The following is a 21,717-nucleotide window of genomic DNA, read 5'->3' as shown; positions in this document are numbered from 1 at the left end:
AACTTAAATCTGTCAATAATGAAATCTAACTTAACGAAAATATCTTTCTCTCTACTACTTTTATTGACGTCGTTTACTATAACTTCTCAGAATTTTAGTGGTAAAGCAACTTATATTTCTAAAACTAAAATGGATCTTGGTAATTGGGGTGCAAATTTTTCTGAAGCCAGAAAAAAGCAAGTTGCAGAACGCTTAAAAAATAGATTAGAAAAAACCTATGTGCTATCTTTTAATACTCAAGAAGCATTATTTTTAGAGGAAGAAAAGATTGATGCAATTTCAGGAGCAACAGATTCTTGGGGTGGATATTTTTCTAGAGGTGATCAATATAAAAATATCCAAAAAGAACAGCTTGTTCAAAGTCAAGAGTTTTATGGGAAGCGTTTTCTGGTAAAAGACTCTTTGTATAAGATAGACTGGGTAATGGGAAGTGAATCAAAAAAAATAGGTAATTACACATGTTACAAAGCCAAAGCTTTTGTACCAGATAACGAGCTAACTTGGTATGATTTTTCTTGGGCAGATTTAAGAACTAATAGCAAAGAAAATGGTGAACAGCAGCAAAATTTAACAGTTGTAGAAGCCTGGTATACACCACAAATTCCGGTTGCACAAGGCCCTGCAGAATATTGGGGTTTACCGGGTTTAATTTTAGAAGTTAGCGCAAACAATACAACACTTTTGTGCACTGAAATTGTAATTAATAAAAAAGAAATATTAGAAATTGAAGCACCAAATAAAGGGACAGAAATAACTAAGGTAAATTATACTAAAACAGTAAGAGAAAAAATGTTAGATATGAGAAATAGTAGAGGTCGAAGAAGAGGATAATTTTCTTTTTTTGTAAGTTGCATGCATAAACTACCAAATGAAAAAAAAGTATAAATTCCTTCTTTTACTATCCAACATCATTCTATTTATTTTTGTGCTAAATATTTTTGTAAAGTTTATTGTTTTTTCAAGCTCTTACATTAACTTTTTAGGTATTCTTGGTTGCGGTATTGCCAACATTGGTATTGCATTAAAAGCTTCTTTTGAAGTAGCAAATAAAGAATAAATTAGTTTCGTATTATTAAAATAAAATTGAGTTAAAAAGATGTCAAAAAAAACATTGGTTATAGGAGCTTCATTAAAAGAAGAGCGTTATTCTAATAAAGCTATTGTAAAATTAGTTGAAAATAATATCGAAGTTGTTGCAGTAGGCTTAAGATCGGGAGTCGTTGCTGGTGTAAACATCGATACCGAAAAATTAGATTTTAAAAATATTCATACGGTAACTTTATATTTGAGTGCCAATAGGCAAGATGAATTTTATAATTATATAATAAGCTTGCAACCTGAGAGAGTTATTTTTAATCCTGGTACAGAAAACGAGGAGTTTTACAAGCTTTTAGAGGCCAAAAATATAAAAGTAGAAGTAGCGTGTACTTTAGTTTTATTAGCAACAAAACAGTATTAATTTACGTCAAACACTTTGCCAGTTGTTGCTAAATGCACATTTTTAAATACGCTTTCTGCTTCTTGTTTAAAAAGACCTATATCTTTGTATCTTCCAGAATAATGACCTAAAATCAACTTTTTTACATTGGCATCGTTTGCAATTTTGGCAGCTTCTAACGCTGTAGAATGTTTTGTTTTTTTTGCTAAATCTTGTTTGTCAGATAAAAAAGTAGCTTCATGGTAAAGTAGGTCTACCTCTTTAAGTATAGGAACTATGTCTGGTTTGTAAGAAGTATCACTACAAAAAGCATAGCTTAATGGTTTTGGTGGATCTAAGCTTAATGTGTTATTTTTTATAATTTCACCAGAATTTAATATAATATCTTTTCCTGCTTTTATGTTTAGATAATCGGCTTTACTTATTTCTGGATAACCAGAAATATTAAGCATATTTAACTTTCTTGGTTTCTTTTTTTCTGTAAATAAATAGCCGTTTGTATATACTCTATGTGATAGTGGAATTGTGTGTACGGTAATTTTTTCGTCCTCGTAAATAAGTTCACTTTCCTGTGAGGATAGTTCATGAAAAATTATTTTAAACTTTGCATGAGATTCCGATATTTTTAGCATTTGTAGCGTAGCATTTTTAATACCTTTTGGGCCAAAAATATGCATATCTTTCTCTCTGTTTAGCATTCCGTAAGTAGAGAGTAAACCAACTAAACCGTAAAAATGATCACCATGAAGATGGGAAATAAATATAGTATCAATTTTAGAAAAACCAACTTTGTATTTTCTCATTTGACGCTGTGTGCCCTCACCACAGTCAATTAAAACATGCTTGTTGTTTATTTCTAAATATTGAGAAGTTGGAAAAGCATTTACACGCGGTGTAGCAGAATGACAGCCTAAAATGGTTAGCTGTATCATTTAATAACAAAACGTTTAGAGGTAATTTTTTTTTGATTTCTAATGCTGTAAATATACATTCCTGTAGATAAATCATTTTTGTAAAAAGGGAGTGTATTTTTACCTACTACAGTTTTAATTGTTTTCTTAAAAACAGTTTTGCCAAGCACATTTTTTACCGTAAAATATACATCTGTTTTTTCTGATGCTTCAAATGTAATATTTGTAAAATTTGTAAACGGATTAGGAGCAGCAGAAAGACTTTCTATTTTTTTTTCTTGTGAAAAAACAATCGAAGATATGCTAAAAGTAAAAATAAAAAGTATTTTTTTTATCATATAAAGTATTTCTTTAAAAGCCCAATTCTCTTTCTATGGCTTCCATTTCTAAAATATCTTCAGCCTCTTGTAGTGTGGGAACCACATTTAGTTCTTCTGGTAACTCATCTACATTAGCTGTTTTACATACAACGACAAATGATAGTTTTGTTAAAGTATGTTTTTTTGCTATTTCCAAAAATACCAAAAAATCTTTTGTTTTTATGTTAATATGCTCTGAAAATTGAACAATAAGATTTGATTCTTTAAATTCTTTAAATTTTGCATCAAAATTAGATTTAAAATCTACAAATGAGTTTTCATTTGCGATGACTAGAATATGTGTATCTTTTTTTTGAATTTGCATTTTATCTTTTTATTTGCTGTGCTAAAAGGTAAATTACGGCCATTCTAACAGCTACACCGTTTTCTACTTGATTTAGTATTATAGAATCATGAGAGTCTGCCACTTCGCTTGTTATTTCAACACCTCTGTTTATAGGACCAGGATGCATAATAACAATTTTTTTACCCAGGTTATCTAAAATTTCTTTATTAATACCAAAAAGCTGTGTGTACTCTCTGGTAGAAGGAAAGTATTTTACATCCATTCTTTCATTCTGAACACGAAGTACATTGGCCACATCACACCATTCTAGGGCTTTTTTTAAGTTCGTTTCTACCGTTACTCCTAGGCTAGAAATGTGTTTAGGAATTAATGTTGTTGGGCCACACACTTTTACTTCTGCTCCTTGTAGTTGAAGCGCAAAAATATTTGACAAAGCTACTCTAGAGTGAAGAATATCTCCAATTATTACAATTTTTTTCCCTTTAACACTTCCAAGTTTTTCACGAATAGAATAGGAGTCTAACAATGCTTGCGTAGGATGTTCATGAGTGCCATCACCGGCATTTATAATTTTAGCATTTACATGTTTCGATAAAAATACGCCAGCTCCTACATTACTGTGCCTCATTACAACAATATCTACTTTCATAGCTAAAATATTGTTTACAGTATCTATAAGGGTTTCTCCTTTTTTTACTGATGATTGTGCTGCAGAAAAATTTATTACATCTGCAGAAAGTCTTTTCTCGGCAAGCTCAAAACTTAATTTTGTACGAGTACTATTTTCGAAAAATAAATTGGCAATCGTAATATCTCTTAGAGAAGGCACTTTTTTTATGGGTCTATTTATAACCTCTTTAAAATGATCTGCCGTTTTAAAAATAACATCAATATCATTAGGTTTTAAATATTTTATTCCTAATAAATGTTCTACACTTAATTCTGACATATTATAATGATTCTATGTAAACAGCATCTTTTTTATGGGTTTCATTCCATGTAACCAATACTTTTTCTTCATTTATAGCGTCTACTTGTCTTCCTCTATAATTTGGTTGTATTGGTAAATGTCTACTAAAACGTCTGTCTATTAACACTAATAATTCTATATTTTCGGGTCTTCCGTAAGACTGTATTGCTGTTAATGCAGCCCTAATACTTCTTCCAGAAAAGAGTACATCATCAATAATCACTACTTTTTTATTTTCTATAAGGAAATTCATTTGAGTAGTTTCTGCGGCAAGTGGTGTGTCTTTTCTTCTAAAATCGTCTCTATAAAAAGTGATATCTAAAAGCCCAAGTTGAAGGTTTTTAATTCCGTATGATGTTGTTAATAATTTGGCTAGTCTATTAGCTAAAAAAGTTCCTCTAGGTTGTAAACCTATTAAAACAGTGTCTGAAAAATCATTATGATTTTCAATTAGCTGGCAAGCTAATCGGTGCAGAATAATTTCAATATCTTTTGAGTTTAATAAAGTTTTTTTGCTCATTAGAATGCCATCAATTAAAGTTGATAGTTATTGAAAATCAAAATTACTGTAAATAAATGTATGCACAAAATTTTATGCCTTTAAATACAAATTGTTGATGTTAATTAAATTGTTGAAAAGAAAACCTAATATTTTAAAAGATAAAACTCACAAATAGTACCTTTAAAGTGTTTATTTAGCACTTAAAATATGTCTTTATTAAAGTTTGAGTCAATGTTAAAAACCAATAGTGTCTACTTTTTCGACTTGGTTGAATTTGAGGAGATTATTATTCATTATTTAGATGTTGGTAAAATTTCTCTCGCAAAAAAAGCTGTAAAATTAGGCTTAGAGCAGCACCCAGAGTCAACCGATTTAAAGTTGTTAATGGTAGAAATTTATGTAATTGACAACGATATAGAAAAAGCAAGTAAGCTATTAAAAAGAATAGCATTGTTAGAGCCAAACAATGAAGAGGTTTATATTCAAAAAGCTGCTATTTCATCTAAAAAAGGTAAACACAAAGAAGCGCTAGAGTATTTAGAAAAAGCCCTTCAATTAACAGAAGACAAAGTAGATGTTTGGTCGCTTTTGGGGATGGAGCATTTGTACTTAGATAATTTTACAGAAGCACGTGAAAACTTTATGAAGTGTGTTTCAGAAGATGATGAAGATTATGCCGCACTTTACAATATTGTATATTGTTTTGATATGGAAGAGTTACATGATGAAGCAATTGAATATCTTACCAATTATGTAGACAAAAAGCCTTATTGCGAAGTGGCATGGCACCAGTTAGGTAGACAGTTTTTTATTAAAGAAAACTACAAAGATGCTTTAAGAGCTTTTGATTATGCTGTGCTTATAGATGAATCTTTTATAGGTGGTTATTTAGAAAAAGCAAAAACTTTAGAGGCTTTAGGAAATTACCAAGACGCTGTAGATAATTACTTAATTACTATAGAGTTAGATGATCCTACCGCATTTGTATACACGCGTATTGGAGAGTGTTATGAAAAATTAGATAGGTTAGACGCTGCTGCTGCATACTACAAAAAAGCAGTACACGAAGATCCGTTATTAGATAAATGTTGGTTTTTATTAACCAATTTATATTACACTGATAAAAACTATCAAAAAGCGGCTTATTATTTAGCAAAAGCTTTAAAAATAGATGAAGATAACGCACTTTATTGGAGAAGATATGCGCAAATAAATTTACAACTTAATTTTTACGAAGAAGCACTTTCTGGTTTTAGAAATTGTTTAAAATTAGAAGATCAATCTCTAGAAATTTACATAGGATTGTCTGACGTATTGTCTTTTTTAGGATCTTATAAAGAAGCTCTCAAATATGTTTTATTAGCCAATGAAAAATATCATAACCTAGCAGAAATAGCTTATAGATTATCTGGATTGTATTTTATAGAAGGAGCAGAAAAAAAAGCATTGGATGTTTTAATTAAAGGCATGCAAATAGATTATGAATACCATTTTATTTTGAAAGAAATTTTTCCATCAGTATATGATAATACTAAGGTGCAGCAACTATTAATTAATTTTAAAAAGGCCACTGAATAAATAAAAAAAGCCAAGTAATTTACACTACCTGAATAGTTCTCTATTCAGGTTTTTTATAAATATTAGACTGCTTTTTTGTTTTCTTGCTTTTTATTTTTATTAGAATAAAAGAAAAGAATACAAATTATTTATTTAACAATATTAAACTGTTTTAAAAATTATAATTTTTCTATCTTTATGCACTCATATATATCCCATGAACACTAATAATTACAAAGTATCTTCTCCCGTAAAGTTAGCAGAATTAAACACCAAAGAAGTTGTAAAAAAGGCAGCTAAAAAGCTTAAGAAAATCCGTAAAAAATTAAGCGATGTTCAAAATGCCATGTATGCAGAAGGTAAAAACGGAGTGTTAATTTGTTTACAAGGCATGGATACCGCTGGAAAAGATAGTTTAATTAGAGAAGTTTTTAAAGATATAAATGCAAGTGGTGTAGTGGTGCATAGTTTTAAAGTTCCCACAGATTTAGAACGAAAGCACGATTTTTTATGGCGCCATTACGTAGCACTTCCTCCCAAAGGAATTATTGGAGTTTTTAACAGAACACACTACGAGAATGTTTTGGTTACCAGAGTTCATCCATCGTATATTTTAGCAGAAAATATACCAACTATAAAAAGTGTAAACGATGTAAATGATGATTTTTTTACTGATAGAATGGAGCGAATAAATCAGTTTGAAAATCATATTGCAACCAACGGAACTATTGTTTTAAAGTTTTTTTTAAACCTATCAAAAGAAGAACAAAAAAGCAGATTGATTAGAAGATTGAATAAACCAGAAAAAAACTGGAAATTTTCTGAAGGAGATTTAAAAGAGAGAAAATTGTGGGATAAATATATGTTTTGTTATGAAGATTTATTGAACAAAACTTCAAAAGAAAATACTCCGTGGTATGTAGTTCCTGCAGATGATAAACCTACTGCACGATTAATTTTAGCAGAAATATTATTAGAAACTCTAGAAAAGCAGAATTTTAAAGCGCCCAAGTTACCTTTAAAAATAGCCAATAATATTAGTAGTTTTAAAGAGCAATTAAATAACGAATAAATTAGAAACTTTATTTAAATACATATAAATTAGTTTCATTAAAAAAGATAAATTTTGAATTTAAAATTAGAAAAGCCAATTGTATTTTTCGACCTAGAAACTACAGGAGTTAATATTGCAACAGATAGAATCGTAGAAATTTCTATTCTAAAAGTTTTTCCGAATGGAAACAAAGAAAGCAAAACATGGTTGGTAAACCCAGGAGTTACAATTCCTGCAGAGTCTACAGCTGTTCACGGAATTACAAATGAAAAAGTTGCAAAGGAGCCAACTTTTAAAGAGTTAGCAATTACGGTTAGTGCTATGATTGAAGGATGCGATTTGGCAGGTTTTAATTCTAATAGATTCGATATACCATTGTTGGCAGAAGAACTTATGCGAGCAGGCATAGATTTTGATATGAAAAATAGAAAAGCTATAGACGTGCAAGTTATCTATCACAAAAAAGAGCAGAGAACCCTAAGCGCAGGTTACCAATTTTATTGTGGTAAAGAATTAGAAGGAGCGCATGGGGCAGAAGCAGATACCAATGCAACCTACGAAATTTTATTAGCACAAGTAGAAAAATACAAAGATATAGAAAACACTGTCGAAGCTTTAAGTGCATATTCTACACATGGTTTGAGGGCAGATTTTGCTGGTTTTATTTTGATGAATGATAAAAAGGAAGAAATTTTTTCTTTTGGAAAATATAAAGGTAGAACTGTAGAAGATGTTTTTAAAGAAAATCCGGGATATTATAATTGGATTCAGAATGCCGATTTTCCCTTGTACACAAAAAAAGTTTTAAAAGAAGTTAAAGAAAGGATGACAGCACCTAAAGAAACGTTAACCGATCAAGAAAAATTAGCCGCACTCCAGCAGAAATTTAATTTAAGATAATTATGTATACCGAATACACTAATTTACCAGACAGTGCTCGAATTTGGATTTATCAATCTAATAGAGAATTCAGCCAACAAGAAATAGCTATAATTTCTGAAAAAGCAATAGATTTTATAAACACTTGGACTCGACATGGAGATGATATAAAAGGGTCATTTACCATTAAATACAATCATTTTTTGGTACTTGCAGTAGATGAAAGTTACACGAATGTTTCGGGATGTTCTATTGATAGTTCTGTTCGTTTTATAAAGCAAATAGAAGATGAGTTTAAGGTAGATTTAATGAATAAAATGAATATTAGTTTTAAAATAAAAAACACTATAAATATTGTAAAATTACCCGATTTTCAACGATATGTAAAAGAGGGTAAAGTAGATGCAACCACCATTGTTTTTAATAATATGGTAGACTCTAAAGGAGCATTAGAAAATAGCTGGGAGATTTCTGCTAGTGAAAGTTGGCATCAAAGGTTTTTACAATAAATGGTATTCTTTATTTAGATAAAAAAATGATGCGTTAGGGATAGAGCGCTTGTTTGAGCTCTTAGGCTTTTTTGCCTAAAGCGAGTAGCGATAGCCTGTTAAAACGCCCCAAAAAATATTTATAAAAATTAAAATGAGAAAAAACTTACTACTTTTTTTATCAATTGCTTTTGTCAATATTTTACATGCACAAAGACCTGATCCTCTGAGGACAATCGATTTTGAAGCTCAAGAAGTTTGGGTAGATAGCCTTTTAAACTCATTGACACTAGACGAAAAGATAGGTCAGTTATTTATGCTACAAGCCTATTCGAATGCCGATGAAAAACATGAGGCATTTGTAACTGAAATGATTGAAAACTATCATATAGGAAATTTAATATTTATGCAAGGAACTCCAGAAAAACAAGCGGTTCTTAACAATAAATATCAAGCAATATCGAACATCCCTTTGTTGGTTGGTTTTGATGGTGAATGGGGATTGGATATGCGTTTAAAAAATACCTATCGTTTTCCTTGGAACATGACGTTAGGCGCTATACGAGACCACAATTTAATTGAAAATTTTGGCAAGCATTTGGGAGAGCATTGCAAAAGGCTAGGAATTCATATAAATTTTGCACCAGTATTAGATGTAAACGTAAATCCGGAAAACCCTATTATTGGGAACCGGTCTTTTGGAGAAAATAAAGAAAATGTAACACATAAAGCCATTGCTTTTATTAAAGGAATGCAAGGGGTAGGAGTGCTGGCTAATGGAAAACATTTTCCAGGTCATGGAGATACTGCGGCAGATTCTCATCATACATTACCTGTATTAAATTTTGATTTTTCTAGGTTAGATTCGATAGAGTTATATCCTTACAAAAAAACATTTGATGTTGGTTTGGCAACTGTAATGACCGCACATTTAAACATACCTAGTTTAGAGTCGGAACCAAATGTACCTACTTCGTTGTCTAAAAATGTAGTAACAGATTTATTGCAAGAAAAATTAGGTTTTTTAGGGTTGATTATTACAGATGGATTAAATATGAAGGGTGCGAGTAATTATGCAACTTCTGCAGAAGTGAATTTAGCTGCTTTGCAAGCAGGAAACGATTTACTATTAATTCCTCAAGAAATACCTGCTTCTATAGCACTTATAAAAAAAGCTATTGAAACGAAAACACTTACAGAAGAACGCATTAACTTTTCTGTTAGAAAAATTTTAAAAGCTAAATATTGGGCAGGTTTACATAATTACAAACCAGTAGTTTTAGATAGTTTACAGCCACAGTTAAATAGGGTTGAAGATGAATTATTACATAGAGAACTATTAAAAAATGCCATTACAATTGTAAAGAATAAACAGCAAAATTTACCAATTCGAAACTTAGAAAGAAAAAAAATTGCGTATGTAAAATTAGGAGATGCAACTAATGCTCCTTTTGTAGAAATGTTAAAAAATTATACAAAGGTAACGGTTGTTTCTGATGAAAATTTAAACGGATTGATTAAGAAGTTGGCTCCTTATAATTATGTTATTATTGGTTTTCATAAGTCGAATGCAAATCCTTGGAAAACCTATAAATTTAGTAATAAAGAATTAGTTTGGTTACATGAAATTGCAAGAAATAAACCTGTGGTTTTAGATATTTTTACGAGTCCGTATAGTTTATTACAAATTAAAAGTTTTAAAAACATAGAAGGTGTGGTGGTTTCTTATCAAAATAGTCGACTGGCACAAGAAATTTCTGCACAACTATTGTTTGGTGCTTTTGGCGCAAAAGGAAAGTTGCCAGTTTCTATTGGCAATGAATTTAATGAGGGTACAGGAATTGTTACATCTTCATTAAGCAGATTTGAATATACCATACCAGAAGCAGCGGGATTATCCTCAAAAAAACTGTTACTTATAGATAAAATGGCAGACACTATTTTACAAGAAAAAATGGCCCCAGGTTTACAGGTTTTTGTCGCTAGAAATGGCAAGGTTGTTTTACACAAAAGTTATGGTTATCACACAGATGAGAAAAAAATTAAAGTAAAGAATTCTGATGTTTACGACTTGGCTTCTTTAACAAAAATTTTGGCGTCTTTACCTCTTTTAATGAAAGCTGAAGAAGAGAAGACAATTCCGATAACTGCCAAATTAAAAGATATTTTACCGAGTTTTTCTAATTCTAATAAAGCCTCTATTACTGTTAAGGAAGTTTTGGCTCATTTTGGTAGGTTAAAAGCATGGATACCATTTTATAAAGATACACAAGATAGTATAACAGGTAAGAATTTACCGCTTTTTTATCGTAATAAAAAGTCTAAAAGTTATCGTATTAAAGTGGCAGAAAATCTCTTTATAACACAACATTATAAAGACAGTATTTACAAATATATACGCGAGGCTGAACAGAACGATACAAAAGAATATAAGTATAGTGATTTAGGATATTATATCTTTAAAGAAGCTTTAGAATTAAAATATCATTCACCGATAGATAAGTTAGTAGATAAAGAGTTTTATCAATCTTTAGGGGCAGATAGAACAGCTTATTTGCCACGAAATAAATTTTCTTTAAATGAAATTGTGCCAACAGAAAATGATACCTATTTCAGAAATCAATTGTTGGTAGGAAACGTACATGATATGGGAGCTGCTATGTTAGGTGGTGTTGGAGGGCATGCAGGTTTGTTTGCCAACGCCAATGATGTTGGTAAAATTATGCAAATGTATTTGCAGAAAGGTTTTTATGGTGGCAAACGTTATTTAAAGGCTTCTACTATAGATACATTTAATTTTCGTTATTTCTCTGACGAAAAAGTTCGTAGAGGTTTGGGGTTCGATAAACCACAATTAAAACCGGATGTGAAAGCAACCTGCGGATGTGTGTCTAACCAAAGTTTTGGACATTCTGGTTTTACAGGAACCTATACTTGGGCAGATCCTGCCACAGGTTTGGTATATGTTTTTTTGTCGAATAGAGTGTACCCAAACATGGATAATAGAAAGTTGGTGCAAAGTAATATGCGAACAAAAATTCAGCAGGTTATACAAGACGCTATTATTTATTAATTACGAACATTTACTTTAGTCTAAAAACTTTGCATTAGTTGGTGCTAATTTTACATATATAAAAATTAAAAAAGCACTAACAGTAAAATAAAAAATGCCTATTTCTAAACCCCAAAAAAGGTAAATTACATATGCTTGAAGTCCATAGAAAATGCTACAGGTAAAAAGTAAAATGCTAAAACGAAAAGTATCTATAAATTCAATTTCATCAATTTTAGTGGCTATTTTTTTCCAAAGTAAATAGGGGAGTAAACTATTTATTAAAATTATAAATTTAAGTGATTTTATATTATTTCTTTTAGCTGTTTTTTCAGCAGGAAATTGATTGTTTTTGATCATTTCATTCACTAAAGATACCTCTGTAAAATCTACTTGAGCTGAAGTTAATTTGTTTAAAACAGACTGATAGTTTTCATCATCTGGTATATGAACAGATAACTGTTTCAATTGATTACTTACATTATTTTTTAAAATATTTATAGCTTTTGCAGGGCTATTGTTTACATATATATTTCTAGTTGCAATGGGTTTACCATAGTTAATACTCACTTTTGTTGGAAAACTCGAAGGGTGTTGGTAGGTAATACCAACAGGTATTACTTGAATATCTAAATTATTGTTTTTTTCTAATGCGCCAAATATAATTCTTGTAAATCCTTTACTTAAAGGTCTAACAGTTCTTTTTCTATTATGACTTCCCTCTGGAAAAATCATTAGAGTTTCACCTTTGTTAAGTATGTGATGACATTTATTAAATATTTCTTGGTTATTGGCCAATTGCTTAATACCATCTCTAATTCTGTAAATTGGCATTAGATATAGTGATTCTAGAATTTTCTTTATAAACTTATTTTTAAACGATGCCGCCCTTACTAAAAAATGATTTTGTCTGCAATTAGTGGTTGTTACAAATAGTGGGTCTATAAGCCCGTTTGGATGATTTACGGCAAATAAAACGGCTCCTTTTTTCGGAATATTTTCATGCCCATTAACAGTTATTTTTTTGCTGTAAAAAAAGAGTCCTATTTTTATATAGCACCAAACAACACGAAACCAAATTTTTTGTAACATTTAAATACTTTTAATATTACCTTTTAGTATTGGTTTTCTGCCCCAATATGCGGCTAAAATAATTCCGGATAAAATATCCCAAACACCCCAAAAAGCGGCTAATAATGCCATGCCACCTAAACCATCAAAAAAACCAAATATTAGTAATAAACCTAAGCCACCATTTTGAATACCCGTTTCCATAGCAATAGTTTTGGTATCTTTTATAGTTAGCCCAAAAGATTTTGCGGTGTAAAACCCTAAAATAAAAGCAAAAATATTGTGTGCAATAACCAATAGAGCAACATGATGGATGTAGTTTGTAAATACACTTAAATTTTGGGAAAAAGCAATGATAATTAAACTAACAAAAACCATCATAGAGAGTGGCTTTAGAATTTTTTCTATTTTAGAGGCTATTTTGCTGTAATTATGCTTTATGTACATTCCGCAAAAAAGTGGAATTCCTAAAATTAAAACTACAATTTTTAATAACTGAATCCAGTTTAATGCTACTGTTTTTAAAATGGCATTTGTTGGTTGGTAAAGACTACCCCAAAAATGCAGATTAAAAGGAGTCATAAAAACACATAATAGCGTTGCCAATGCTGTTAAACTTACAGATAAAGCGGCATTTCCACCAGCCATTTTACTAAAAAAGTTAGAAACATTACCTCCCGGGCAAGCGGCTATCATTATCATTCCTAAAGCAAAACTCGGGTGTGGTTCAATAATTAAAATAGCTAAAAAAGTTCCGGCAGGTAACAAGATAAACTGCGATAAAACACCTACAAATACTATTTTTGGAGTTTTAAATAAGCGTTTAAAATCATCAATTTTTATTCCTAATGCAACCCCAAACATAATTACGGCTACTGCAATATTTAGTACCCATAAACCACCTTCATCAAAATTTATTTTTATGGCATCTATATCAATTTTATCCGTCATCTAATTAGTTAGTTTTTAAAAGCATATTCAATAATATTAGCTCCCATTTTTAACGCTTTTTCTCTGATGTTTTTCGGGTTGTTATGTATAATTTCATCTTCCCAGCCATCGCTTAAATCGGTTTCATAATCATAAAAAACAACCAATCTTCCTTCATAAAAAATGCCAAATCCTTGTGCATTTTTTTTATTATGCTCATGAATTTTAGGAATCCCGTTTGGGAATTTATATGTTTGATTGTAAATAGGATGATTACTTGGTGTTTCAATAAATTCTAATTCTGGAAACACTTTTTTTAGTTCTCTTCGTATAAATTTATCTAATCCATAATTATCTGATATATGTAAAAAGCCACCTGATATTAGATAGTTTCTGAGATTTTCTGCCTCATCGTCACTAAAAAATACGTTTCCGTGACCAGTCATAAAAATAAGGGGAAAATTAAAAATATCATCACTCGAAACTGTTACTGTTTTCGGGTTTTTAGAAATATTTGTTTTAATATTTATATTTGCAAATGCTACTAAATTAGGTATTGCCGTTGGGTTGCTATACCAGTCTCCACCTCCATTATATTTTAAAATGGCAACATCTTGTGCAGCTATATTTAAAAATACAAAACTAAATAGTAAAAAGAATTTTTGCTTCATAAATTAAGTAGCTCCAAATTTAATTTCTAATAAAAACCGAAATTACTAAAACTAACATTTTTACATTTAAAAGCAAGATAGTAATTTACAATTTCTAATAAAAAAAACGCCATTAAAATTTTAATAACGTTTTTAACAATTTTACTCTCTTTTTCAAATATTATTTAGTTCCATTTACAGATGCTTGTCCAATACTTTTTATAAGTTGGTTAAAAACCACCTATAGCGAATGAAATCGATTTTAGTTTAAGTTGTTTTTTTTTTAGAAATTAGATTAAAATTTATCAACAATAAAATGACAATTAACTTTTTTTCATTTTAAAAGGCTTTACCAATTATAATTCCTGCTCGAGGATAAATTAAATCTACTTTGTCTGCGTTTATGAGGGTTCTACTTAGTCCGAAAGAAAATTCTCCAATCCAGCCATTTTTTGTTCTATATTTTTTGCCCACATTAAAGCCTAAACCAAAACCTGTACCTCCTTCTTTTTCATTTTTTAAAAAACTTCCTTCTCTTTTTTTCTGAGAATAAATTGCTGCATTAGTTTCTATAAAAAAGTCAGCATTAGGTTTGTCTCCAAAATACACTCTATAATAAGGAATTACACTAAAATCAAATAATCTGTTTTCTTGGTCATTAATGTTATCTGCAACTGCAAATGCTAATGAAATTCCTATAGATGTTTCTGACGTTAACGTCTTTTCAAAAATTAATTCTGGATACCCAGCAATTAAATATCCAGCATTTAATTTGAGTTCATAAGAGTCTAAACTATCTTTTTGTGGTGTTTGAGAATAACAATAACCACCTATAATTAAAGCTAATAGAAGAATACATTTTTTCACAATTAAGATTGATTTTAATTTTCAACCAAATTAGTCATCAAATAAAAAACAAGAGTCCAGAATTTCTAAGTTTTTAGAAATTCTGGACTCATTTTTAAAATTCTGGACAACTTTACTCTTCTAAAGTTAAAAACTTCTTTTGATATTGACTTGGTGTAAAACCTGTGTGTTTTTTAAAAGTAGCATAAAAAGTAGATTTAGAATTAAAACCAGATTCTAAACCGATAGAAGTAATTGTGTAGTTTTTATAGTCTTTATGAATTAGCAATTCTTTAGCAAGTGAAATTCTAAAATCGTTTATATAATCGTTAAAGTTTTTTTCTGAAAATAGTTTTATGGTACTAGATAGTTTATGAACACTTATGTCTAGTTCAGTGGCTAAAAACTCTGCATTTAATTTAGGTGCTGTAAATAGTTTTTTTTCTTGTAGGGTTATTTCAATATTATCAAATAATATTTTTTTATGTGCATCTTTTTCGTTTTCAAAGTCTTTTTCCGTTTTTGAAATTGTACTAAAATTTAGCTGTTTTCTTAATTTTTTTCTTTCTTTTAAAAGACGCAATTGCACAATAGCTTGGTAACCCAGCCAATAAATTAAAATGGTGGTTAATACTCTTAATGGAAAATATGTGTAAACAATTTCTTTAAAATCTAAAGTTATAGTTATAGAAAGTGCAACAATCCAAACAATATAGGTTAGCAAACCAATTTTAAAGAAGGTATAAATCCATTTTAAATTATCGAAAGCCAAAATTTTGGTAAATAATTTTTCTTTTTTAGATAAAATATGAAATGAATATCCATACACACCTAAAGAAACCAACAAGCTAAAAATTTCTTCTATGGAATTGTATTTTATAAACAATTCGGTATGGTCTCCACTAATTTGATTTCTGTAAAAGTATACAAAAACAATCCTTATTAGAATCATTATAATAAATAACGGTACAAATACTTTAAGTAAATTGATACTTTTCTTTTTAATATCTATGTAATAAATAAAAAAGCTGTAATAAAGTGGTGCAATTAAAAAATGCCAAGGAAAATGTAAATAATCAGAAAAAGAGAAGCTTGTAAAAAAGTTTCTAGAAAAAATCCATGATTGGGCGTTGTTTAAGGACATTACCAAAACAAGTAAATTTATAAATACAATACTTTTGTCTTTTTTATTTCTTGAAAAAAGAATAACAAAATAAAACAGAAACCCATGTAAGGCACTTATTAATAGGAAGAGATTAAAAATTTCTTTTACTTGCAAACTAATTTTTTATAAATATAGTAATTTATTCATTTACAAAAGACACCAAATTGACAGCAACTAAACCAGCAGTTTCTGTTCTTAGCCTACTTTCGCCTAAAGAAATAGGAGTGAATTTTTTATCTAAGGCTTTTTTTATTTCATCAACAGAAAAATCGCCCTCTGGCCCAATTAAAACAGTTGTTTTTTCTAAAGGTTTTATGACAGATTTTAAATGATTTTTTTGATGGTCTTCGCAATGAGCAATACAAATTTGTCCATCAAAATCTTTTTTTAATAAAATCATTAAATTTTATGGGATTATTCAGTTTAGGTAAGGTAAATTTTAAAGATTGTTTCATGGCAGATTGTATAATCTTTTCAAAACGTTCTAATTTTACAACTCTGCGTTCAGAATTTTGGCAAATAATGGGTGTAATCTACCTCGTCTGTAAAATTTCTATTAGTTAACTGTGCTTTTACTCGTAATGAAAGTAACATTAAAAGCATACATAATGTAATCTTTTTCATAATTTTGTGTGTTAAATTAGATACTGAAAAAATTTCAGCACGAGTAAAATGGTTTTTGTGGTATTTAATTATTATGAGCAGTTGTTGGTAGCAACTAATTTGTTTAATTATCTATGGTAATAAGGTTAATATCAAATCTACCATCCTTAATTTCAATAAATTCTTCAGGGTTATCTTGATTTCTTAATTTTACATTAAAAATGCCTGCGTAGATTTTGTTATCAAAATTTGCTTTTGTAAAATCTATTAAACCAGAATCCTCAAAACTCAAATATTTTTTATTATTTATGATACAAAATATATGAGCGTAATCTGGAGAGTTTAATCCATAACTTACTCCAGGGCTTTCATCAAAAACATATGTTTTTTGTTCTGGTAAATTTTCTGGAATATATATATATATATATATATAGCAGTGTTAATATAATTTCTTGCCTGTATTACAAAAACAGAGTTATCACCTAAAATTTCTATTCCTTTTGGTGTTCCACCACCAGGAGGTGTATAGCCTGTTTTATCTTTTGGTATAAAAACAGTGCCATTAATAAGGCAACCAAAAGTGTCTTCTCCTGTTTGGGTTATTGGTGGTAGTTTAGCTTCTGTAACTGTTGTTATTAAATTGTCATTTTCTGAACAACTTAAAAATAAAGTTGTTATAAAAATTAAGCAAATTTTAATTATTTGTTTTTTCATAATAATTGGGTTTAGAGTTTGTATGGTTTAAATTTAGTTAGAAAATAAATTTTGGGAGTCCAGAATTTCTTGTTTTGAAGAATTCTGGACTCATTTGTTTTTTAACTTGCTAGATTTTAGGTGTTTGGAAATTAAAGTGTTTTGGTGTTTTAGAAATTTTGGACTTTTTTTTAAAAATTTCAGATTACTTTTTAGAGTAGTTTTATATAATTTTGAAATGTTAAGTTTTTATAAACCTTAGTTGAATAAGAAAAAAGGGTTAAAAAATTTTTTCTACCATAAAACAAATTTTAAAGTATCAAATTTTAATATTTTGACACTTTTTTGAAAGACTGTATTTACTGAATAACTGTTAATTAAAGAGTTTAAATTTAAATTTGATTTATCCGAATTTCGAAGTTCTTCTTTGTGTAAAAAAAAATATTTTAATCTTACAGGAAAACCGATAGTTTATTTTTTGTTAGCATTGAAATCAGTTAAAGAATTTTTAACTCTAAAAATAAAATTCCTTCATCCTAAATATCATTTATGCTTTTAGTATTCGCTCAAGATAAATTCCAATAGTAATAAATAATTAATAACTAAAGAGGTCTTAAATGGCTAGTTAAAGAAATTACTTTTTTAACAATAGATTTTTTAGTGTTTTGGTAAATTAGTTTGTGTTACTGGTTGTGCAGGAATAAATGATGATTTATTCATTTACAAAAGACACCAAATTGACAGCAACTAAACCAGCAGTTTCTGTTCTTAGCCTACTTTCGCCTAAAGAAATAGGAATGAATTTTTTATCTAAGGCTTTTTTTATTTCATCAACAGAAAAATCGCCCTCTGGCCCAATTAAAACAGTTGTTTTTTCCAAAGGTTGTATAACAGATTTTAAATGGTTTTTTTGATGGTCTTCGCAATGGGCAATACAAATTTGTCCATCAAAATCTTTTTTAATAAAATCATTAAATTTTATGGGATTATTCAGTTTAGGTAAGGTAAATTTTAAAGATTGTTTCATGGCAGATTGTATAATCTTTTCAAAACGCTCTAATTTTACAACTCTGCGTTCAGAATTTTGGCAAATAATGGGTGTAATTTCATCAATACCAATTTCTGTAGCTTTTTCCAAAAACCATTCTATTCTGTCGTTATTTTTTGTAGGAGCAATAGCAATATGTAAGTAATACTGCCAAGGTTTTGGTTTTTTTTCAACATGAATAATATTAGCTGAACACCTTTTATCGTTGGCAAAACTAATTGCAGCATCAAACAAAAAGCCCTTACCATTGGTTATTTTTAAAACATCTCCTTCTTTTTTCCTTAAAACACGCACAATATGTCTACTTTCAACTTTGTCGAAAGTAATTTCTTTGGTTTCGTTAGAAATGTCTTTATTGTAGAATAGCTGCATATTTTAAAGATTCTATCTGTTTGGTAAAAAATCAAAATTAAGCAAGTTATTTTAAATAAGTTTTAACTTTATCTTTTTCTAAAAGATTGAAAAATAATTTGTTAATCTATGTTTTTACGGTAAGTTCTACGTTTTTTATGAGTTTGTGGGTTAAAATTTTCCCATAACTTTTTAATGGCAAGATTGTCTTCTAGCTCGGGAGTTCTTATACAGTTTTTGATGCCTAATGGTGTAAAAGTTTTAGTATATTGATCAAAAATAATTGCGTGTACACCCTTGTTTTGATATTCTGGAGTTACACCAATCAAATAAAAAGTAACATCTTGGGCATGTTTTCGTGCCTTTAGTAAATGAAACAAGCCAAACGGAAACAATTTGCCTTTTGCCTTTTGCAAGGCTTCCGAAAACGAAGGCATTACAATTGCAAATGCTATTAATTTATGGTTTTTATCAACTACAAATTTTATGTATTCGGGATTTATAAACGAAATATACTTTTTCTTAAAAAAAGCTATTTGAGCATCAGATATAGGTACATAGGTAGATAGTTTTGAGTATGATTTATCAAATACCTTAAACATTTCATCTACATACGGCATTATCTCTTTTGTACGTGTAAAGTCTAATGGTTTTAACTGAAAACGTTTCTGAATTATTTTACTAACCCTATCATAGTAAACAGCATCTACATTTTTAAAACTAAACTTACTCTCAAGATATTCTTTTTCTTTTACGAAGCCCAATTGTTCTAAATGATCTTTGTAGTAAGGAAAATTATACCAGGTAATCATAGTGCCAATATGATTAAAACCATCAATTAAAACACCAGTTTTATCTAGGTTATTAAACCCAACAGGACCTTCTAAAAAGGTTAGATTATTTTTTTTGCCTATTTCTTTAACTTTCTCTAAAAGAATTTTAGTTACTTCAATATCATCAATTACATCAAACCAGCCAAAGCGCATTTTTTTTATGAGTTGCTTTTCAACTTCATACCAGTTTATTATTGCTGCAATTCTTCCAACAATTTGTCCGTTTTTTAAGGCAACAAAAAATTGTGCAGTTGCATTTTTAAAAACAGGGTTTTTCTTCGGATTAAAATTATCAACCTCATCTTTAATAATGGGAGGTACCCAATAGCTATTATTTTTATAGAGCGAAAAGGGAAATAACACAAACTGTTTCATTTCCTTTTCGGTGGTTATTTCTTTCAGAGTAATCATTACTGAAAACGTTTATTCGTTGTTTTGTTTCTTTATCTCTTTTTCTAGCTTTTTTAAGCACGATTCATTTTAATTCTTTTTTTTAAAAAGCCCTAAAAAGCCTCCTTTTTTTCTTTTTGATGTAGATTTTCTTGTTCTTGTTGGTCTTTTTCTGTTTGTGGTCCCTTTTTTCTTAAAAATACTAAAAAGACGATTAAAAAAACTGTTCTGCCTTTTGTTATATCTACTTATAGGTGTGTCTTTTAAAGGCTTTCCGGCAGCATTAAGTTCTATAAAAGAATCTTTGTAGTGGTCTATTCTGTACGAAGCACCCAAACCAACGTAATATCCTTGAGAAACTCCTTCGTAAATAAGTCTTGCAGCAGTATTTATTTGTAAATTTCTATGAAATAAATATGCAAAACCTAGGCCTAAATTACTATTTGTTTGTGGTGTTAAATAAACAGTCTGATTTTCAAAAAAAGCAGACCATTGATTTCCAAAATTATGTGTTGCAGTGATAATATAAGAGAATTCTTCAAACTTGGTGCCAATGTTATCGTAGTAAAAGTTGGTAATTATATTAAAATTAGTTGTCAAATTATTTTGAAGAAGTACCCCAACTTTGGGGCTCATTTTTCCTTTTTTGTATACAGAATTTACAGCGTCTGTGTTTAAGCCCAAATAAATTGCTACAGAAGGAATTAAACGTTTTTTGTCAAAGGCGTTCCTTCTTTTCCAACTTCGAACTTCTTTTGATTTGTCTTCATATTTTTGCTGATATAAAAGGTACTTTGCACCAACAGTCATACGACTAAATCCGTTGGTATTGTAAGATGATGTAAAAATATTTTTAAATGCAATTTCATCCTGCTGATAGGTTAGCTGTGCATTTAGTTCTAACTTTTCTAGAAAAAAACTAGTTCTAAATAAGAAGTCTATTCCTAAAGACTCGGGCGTAGAAAAAGTGGGGGTGATGTTTGTTTTCTTGTAAAAAAGATTACTTTCAAACTGATACACACCAGAACCTACACTATACGGACTTTCGGAAAAACCAGGTTTATTAGAGTTTATAACATCTGTATATTGCCCATAAACGGCAGTAAAATGTAGCCATAAAAACACCCAAAAGAGTGCGGAGATTCTCAGTGTCATAATTCTAAAAAGTAATTTACAATTTTTTGTAAACTCATATTACAAACATAGGTTAAAAATGCTGTTTTTTAAAGTCATTAAATACTTTTTTAGGTTTAAGAAAGTTTTATAGATTCAGAACGCTTCAATTGTGTTCAAATTGTTATTTTTGATTGTTATTATAAATGAAGTTATGTTTGCAGGACTATTAAAAACTATTTTTTACTTATTACTTTTCTATTATGGCTTTAAGTTTTTGGCAAGACTTTTTGCTCCTTTTTTAATGAAAAAAGCTGCAGAAACAATTCAGAAGAAAGCTGCACAACAATATCAAAATCATTCGAAGAAAGAAGATACTGTAAAAGAAGGACAAACAATTATAGATAAAAAACCAACTCATAGCCAATCTGCTAGTAAAAAGACTGTAGGAGAATATGTAGATTTTGAAGAAATAGACTAGTTTATCATTAAAAAAATAAATCAATC

24 protein-coding genes and 1 pseudogene are annotated in these 21,717 nt (G+C 29.4%); 9 read left to right on the top strand and 16 right to left on the bottom strand.

All coding sequences use genetic code 11. The features are described from left to right. Positions 1–18: 18 nt before the first annotated feature. Genes WHD54_RS03180 through WHD54_RS03170 form a run of 3 tightly spaced genes read left to right on the top strand, consistent with a single transcriptional unit; the run spans position 19 to position 1,459 of the window. Positions 19–831, top strand: coding sequence for a GLPGLI family protein (locus WHD54_RS03180; RefSeq protein ID WP_088323207.1), 813 nt, complete (start codon positions 19–21; stop codon positions 829–831). A 37-nt stretch (positions 832–868) separates the two neighbouring features. Next, the gene (locus WHD54_RS03175; protein ID WP_088323206.1) at positions 869–1,057 is read left to right on the top strand and encodes a hypothetical protein; all 189 of its coding nucleotides are present in this window, start codon (positions 869–871) and stop codon (positions 1,055–1,057) included. 39 nt (positions 1,058–1,096) lie between these two features. Beyond that, the gene (locus WHD54_RS03170; protein ID WP_088323205.1) at positions 1,097–1,459 is read left to right on the top strand and encodes a CoA-binding protein; all 363 of its coding nucleotides are present in this window, start codon (positions 1,097–1,099) and stop codon (positions 1,457–1,459) included. Here WHD54_RS03170 and WHD54_RS03165 read toward each other — a convergent pair. Genes WHD54_RS03165 through pyrR form a run of 5 tightly spaced genes read right to left on the bottom strand, consistent with a single transcriptional unit; the run spans position 1,456 to position 4,505 of the window. Further along, positions 1,456–2,370, bottom strand: a complete 915-nt coding sequence (locus tag WHD54_RS03165) for a ribonuclease Z (RefSeq protein WP_088323204.1) — start codon at positions 2,368–2,370, stop codon at positions 1,456–1,458. The two genes, WHD54_RS03170 and WHD54_RS03165, sit on opposite strands and share 4 nt — an antisense overlap. After that, on the bottom strand, positions 2,367–2,687 hold the full coding sequence (locus tag WHD54_RS03160) for a T9SS type A sorting domain-containing protein (protein ID WP_088323203.1): 321 nt from the start codon (positions 2,685–2,687) through the stop codon (positions 2,367–2,369). Before WHD54_RS03160 ends, WHD54_RS03165 begins: the two co-directional genes overlap by 4 nt. A gap of 13 nt (positions 2,688–2,700) precedes the next feature. After that, complete coding sequence (locus WHD54_RS03155; RefSeq protein WP_088323202.1) at positions 2,701–3,033, bottom strand: hypothetical protein; 333 nt, start codon at positions 3,031–3,033, stop codon at positions 2,701–2,703. A 1-nt stretch (position 3,034) separates the two neighbouring features. Then, entirely contained in the window at positions 3,035–3,964 is a 930-nt protein-coding gene (locus tag WHD54_RS03150; protein ID WP_088323201.1) for an aspartate carbamoyltransferase catalytic subunit, read from the bottom strand. 1 nt (position 3,965) lies between these two features. Then, the gene (gene pyrR / locus WHD54_RS03145; RefSeq protein WP_088323200.1) at positions 3,966–4,505 is read right to left on the bottom strand and encodes a bifunctional pyr operon transcriptional regulator/uracil phosphoribosyltransferase PyrR; all 540 of its coding nucleotides are present in this window, start codon (positions 4,503–4,505) and stop codon (positions 3,966–3,968) included. 189 nt (positions 4,506–4,694) lie between these two features. Here pyrR and WHD54_RS03140 point away from each other — a divergent pair, with 189 nt between their 5' ends. From WHD54_RS03140 to WHD54_RS03120, 5 genes are all read left to right on the top strand, one after another. Continuing rightward, positions 4,695–6,065, top strand: a complete 1,371-nt coding sequence (locus WHD54_RS03140; protein WP_088323199.1) for a tetratricopeptide repeat protein — start codon at positions 4,695–4,697, stop codon at positions 6,063–6,065. Between the two features lie 196 nt (positions 6,066–6,261). Then, positions 6,262–7,116 (top strand): PPK2 family polyphosphate kinase, encoded by an 855-nt coding sequence (locus WHD54_RS03135; RefSeq protein WP_088323198.1) that lies wholly within the window; start codon positions 6,262–6,264, stop codon positions 7,114–7,116. Between the two features lie 54 nt (positions 7,117–7,170). Continuing rightward, positions 7,171–7,998, top strand: coding sequence for a 3'-5' exonuclease (locus WHD54_RS03130; RefSeq protein ID WP_088323197.1), 828 nt, complete (start codon positions 7,171–7,173; stop codon positions 7,996–7,998). A gap of 2 nt (positions 7,999–8,000) precedes the next feature. After that, entirely contained in the window at positions 8,001–8,486 is a 486-nt protein-coding gene (locus WHD54_RS03125) for an ABC transporter ATPase (RefSeq protein WP_088323196.1), read from the top strand. 133 nt (positions 8,487–8,619) lie between these two features. Continuing rightward, entirely contained in the window at positions 8,620–11,538 is a 2,919-nt protein-coding gene (locus WHD54_RS03120) for a glycoside hydrolase family 3 N-terminal domain-containing protein (RefSeq protein ID WP_088323195.1), read from the top strand. Positions 11,539–11,553: 15 nt separating this feature from the next. Here WHD54_RS03120 and WHD54_RS03115 read toward each other — a convergent pair whose 3' ends face one another. The 11 genes and pseudogenes from WHD54_RS03115 to WHD54_RS03060 all read right to left on the bottom strand — a co-directional run bounded on the left by WHD54_RS03115 (position 11,554) and on the right by WHD54_RS03060 (position 21,252). Further along, positions 11,554–12,609 carry a lysophospholipid acyltransferase family protein gene (locus WHD54_RS03115; protein ID WP_088323194.1) on the bottom strand — a complete coding sequence of 352 codons (1,056 nt, stop codon included), beginning with the start codon at positions 12,607–12,609 and terminating at the stop codon, positions 11,554–11,556. Further along, positions 12,610–13,539 carry a bile acid:sodium symporter family protein gene (locus WHD54_RS03110; RefSeq protein ID WP_088323193.1) on the bottom strand — a complete coding sequence of 310 codons (930 nt, stop codon included), beginning with the start codon at positions 13,537–13,539 and terminating at the stop codon, positions 12,610–12,612. It abuts the gene before it with no gap. An 8-nt stretch (positions 13,540–13,547) separates the two neighbouring features. Beyond that, positions 13,548–14,189, bottom strand: coding sequence for a DUF4159 domain-containing protein (locus tag WHD54_RS03105; RefSeq protein WP_088323192.1), 642 nt, complete (start codon positions 14,187–14,189; stop codon positions 13,548–13,550). Between the two features lie 318 nt (positions 14,190–14,507). After that, on the bottom strand, positions 14,508–15,035 hold the full coding sequence (locus WHD54_RS03100) for a DUF3575 domain-containing protein (RefSeq protein WP_158211805.1): 528 nt from the start codon (positions 15,033–15,035) through the stop codon (positions 14,508–14,510). 112 nt (positions 15,036–15,147) lie between these two features. After that, a complete protein-coding gene (locus WHD54_RS03095; protein WP_143744237.1) occupies positions 15,148–16,158 on the bottom strand; it encodes a helix-turn-helix domain-containing protein in 1,011 nt (336 codons plus the stop codon). Between the two features lie 160 nt (positions 16,159–16,318). Continuing rightward, positions 16,319–16,712, bottom strand: a pseudogene (locus tag WHD54_RS03090) (RsmE family RNA methyltransferase); the annotation flags it as partial. Between the two features lie 194 nt (positions 16,713–16,906). Further along, complete coding sequence (locus WHD54_RS03080) at positions 16,907–17,074, bottom strand: hypothetical protein (RefSeq protein WP_158211804.1); 168 nt, start codon at positions 17,072–17,074, stop codon at positions 16,907–16,909. Between the two features lie 62 nt (positions 17,075–17,136). Further along, complete coding sequence (locus WHD54_RS03075; RefSeq protein WP_088323189.1) at positions 17,137–17,496, bottom strand: hypothetical protein; 360 nt, start codon at positions 17,494–17,496, stop codon at positions 17,137–17,139. A gap of 691 nt (positions 17,497–18,187) precedes the next feature. Further along, a complete protein-coding gene (locus tag WHD54_RS03070) occupies positions 18,188–18,895 on the bottom strand; it encodes a 16S rRNA (uracil(1498)-N(3))-methyltransferase (protein ID WP_088323188.1) in 708 nt (235 codons plus the stop codon). 101 nt (positions 18,896–18,996) lie between these two features. Continuing rightward, positions 18,997–20,118 carry a GTP cyclohydrolase gene (locus WHD54_RS03065; protein WP_088323187.1) on the bottom strand — a complete coding sequence of 374 codons (1,122 nt, stop codon included), beginning with the start codon at positions 20,116–20,118 and terminating at the stop codon, positions 18,997–18,999. Between the two features lie 69 nt (positions 20,119–20,187). Next, positions 20,188–21,252 (bottom strand): transporter, encoded by a 1,065-nt coding sequence (locus WHD54_RS03060; protein WP_088323186.1) that lies wholly within the window; start codon positions 21,250–21,252, stop codon positions 20,188–20,190. A gap of 148 nt (positions 21,253–21,400) precedes the next feature. Between WHD54_RS03060 and WHD54_RS03055 the strand changes: the two genes are divergently transcribed. Next, complete coding sequence (locus tag WHD54_RS03055) at positions 21,401–21,691, top strand: DUF4834 family protein (RefSeq protein WP_262502698.1); 291 nt, start codon at positions 21,401–21,403, stop codon at positions 21,689–21,691. The last annotated feature ends 26 nt before the right edge of the window (positions 21,692–21,717 follow it).

This window comes from Polaribacter tangerinus, from assembly GCF_038024095.1.
GTDB classification, from domain to species: domain Bacteria; phylum Bacteroidota; class Bacteroidia; order Flavobacteriales; family Flavobacteriaceae; genus Polaribacter; species Polaribacter tangerinus.
This window is presented reverse-complemented; position numbering and strand designations above follow the sequence as displayed.

Coding starts and splice junctions, on each gene's coding strand:
- WHD54_RS03060 (WP_088323186.1), bottom strand. CDS start 21,252: ATGACACTGAGAATCTCCGCACTCTTTTGGGTGTTTTTATGGCTACAT.
- WHD54_RS03155 (WP_088323202.1), bottom strand. CDS start 3,033: ATGCAAATTCAAAAAAAAGATACACATATTCTAGTCATCGCAAATGAA.
- WHD54_RS03120 (WP_088323195.1), top strand. CDS start 8,620: ATGAGAAAAAACTTACTACTTTTTTTATCAATTGCTTTTGTCAATATT.
- WHD54_RS03095 (WP_143744237.1), bottom strand. CDS start 16,158: ATGTCCTTAAACAACGCCCAATCATGGATTTTTTCTAGAAACTTTTTT.
- pyrR (WP_088323200.1), bottom strand. CDS start 4,505: ATGAGCAAAAAAACTTTATTAAACTCAAAAGATATTGAAATTATTCTG.
- WHD54_RS03170 (WP_088323205.1), top strand. CDS start 1,097: ATGTCAAAAAAAACATTGGTTATAGGAGCTTCATTAAAAGAAGAGCGT.
- WHD54_RS03135 (WP_088323198.1), top strand. CDS start 6,262: ATGAACACTAATAATTACAAAGTATCTTCTCCCGTAAAGTTAGCAGAA.
- WHD54_RS03065 (WP_088323187.1), bottom strand. CDS start 20,118: ATGATTACTCTGAAAGAAATAACCACCGAAAAGGAAATGAAACAGTTT.
- WHD54_RS03165 (WP_088323204.1), bottom strand. CDS start 2,370: ATGATACAGCTAACCATTTTAGGCTGTCATTCTGCTACACCGCGTGTA.
- WHD54_RS03150 (WP_088323201.1), bottom strand. CDS start 3,964: ATGTCAGAATTAAGTGTAGAACATTTATTAGGAATAAAATATTTAAAA.
- WHD54_RS03125 (WP_088323196.1), top strand. CDS start 8,001: ATGTATACCGAATACACTAATTTACCAGACAGTGCTCGAATTTGGATT.
- WHD54_RS03110 (WP_088323193.1), bottom strand. CDS start 13,539: ATGACGGATAAAATTGATATAGATGCCATAAAAATAAATTTTGATGAA.
- WHD54_RS03070 (WP_088323188.1), bottom strand. CDS start 18,895: ATGCAGCTATTCTACAATAAAGACATTTCTAACGAAACCAAAGAAATT.
- WHD54_RS03175 (WP_088323206.1), top strand. CDS start 869: ATGAAAAAAAAGTATAAATTCCTTCTTTTACTATCCAACATCATTCTA.
- WHD54_RS03180 (WP_088323207.1), top strand. CDS start 19: ATGAAATCTAACTTAACGAAAATATCTTTCTCTCTACTACTTTTATTG.
- WHD54_RS03140 (WP_088323199.1), top strand. CDS start 4,695: ATGTCTTTATTAAAGTTTGAGTCAATGTTAAAAACCAATAGTGTCTAC.
- WHD54_RS03115 (WP_088323194.1), bottom strand. CDS start 12,609: ATGTTACAAAAAATTTGGTTTCGTGTTGTTTGGTGCTATATAAAAATA.
- WHD54_RS03105 (WP_088323192.1), bottom strand. CDS start 14,189: ATGAAGCAAAAATTCTTTTTACTATTTAGTTTTGTATTTTTAAATATA.
- WHD54_RS03160 (WP_088323203.1), bottom strand. CDS start 2,687: ATGATAAAAAAAATACTTTTTATTTTTACTTTTAGCATATCTTCGATT.
- WHD54_RS03075 (WP_088323189.1), bottom strand. CDS start 17,496: ATGAAAAAACAAATAATTAAAATTTGCTTAATTTTTATAACAACTTTA.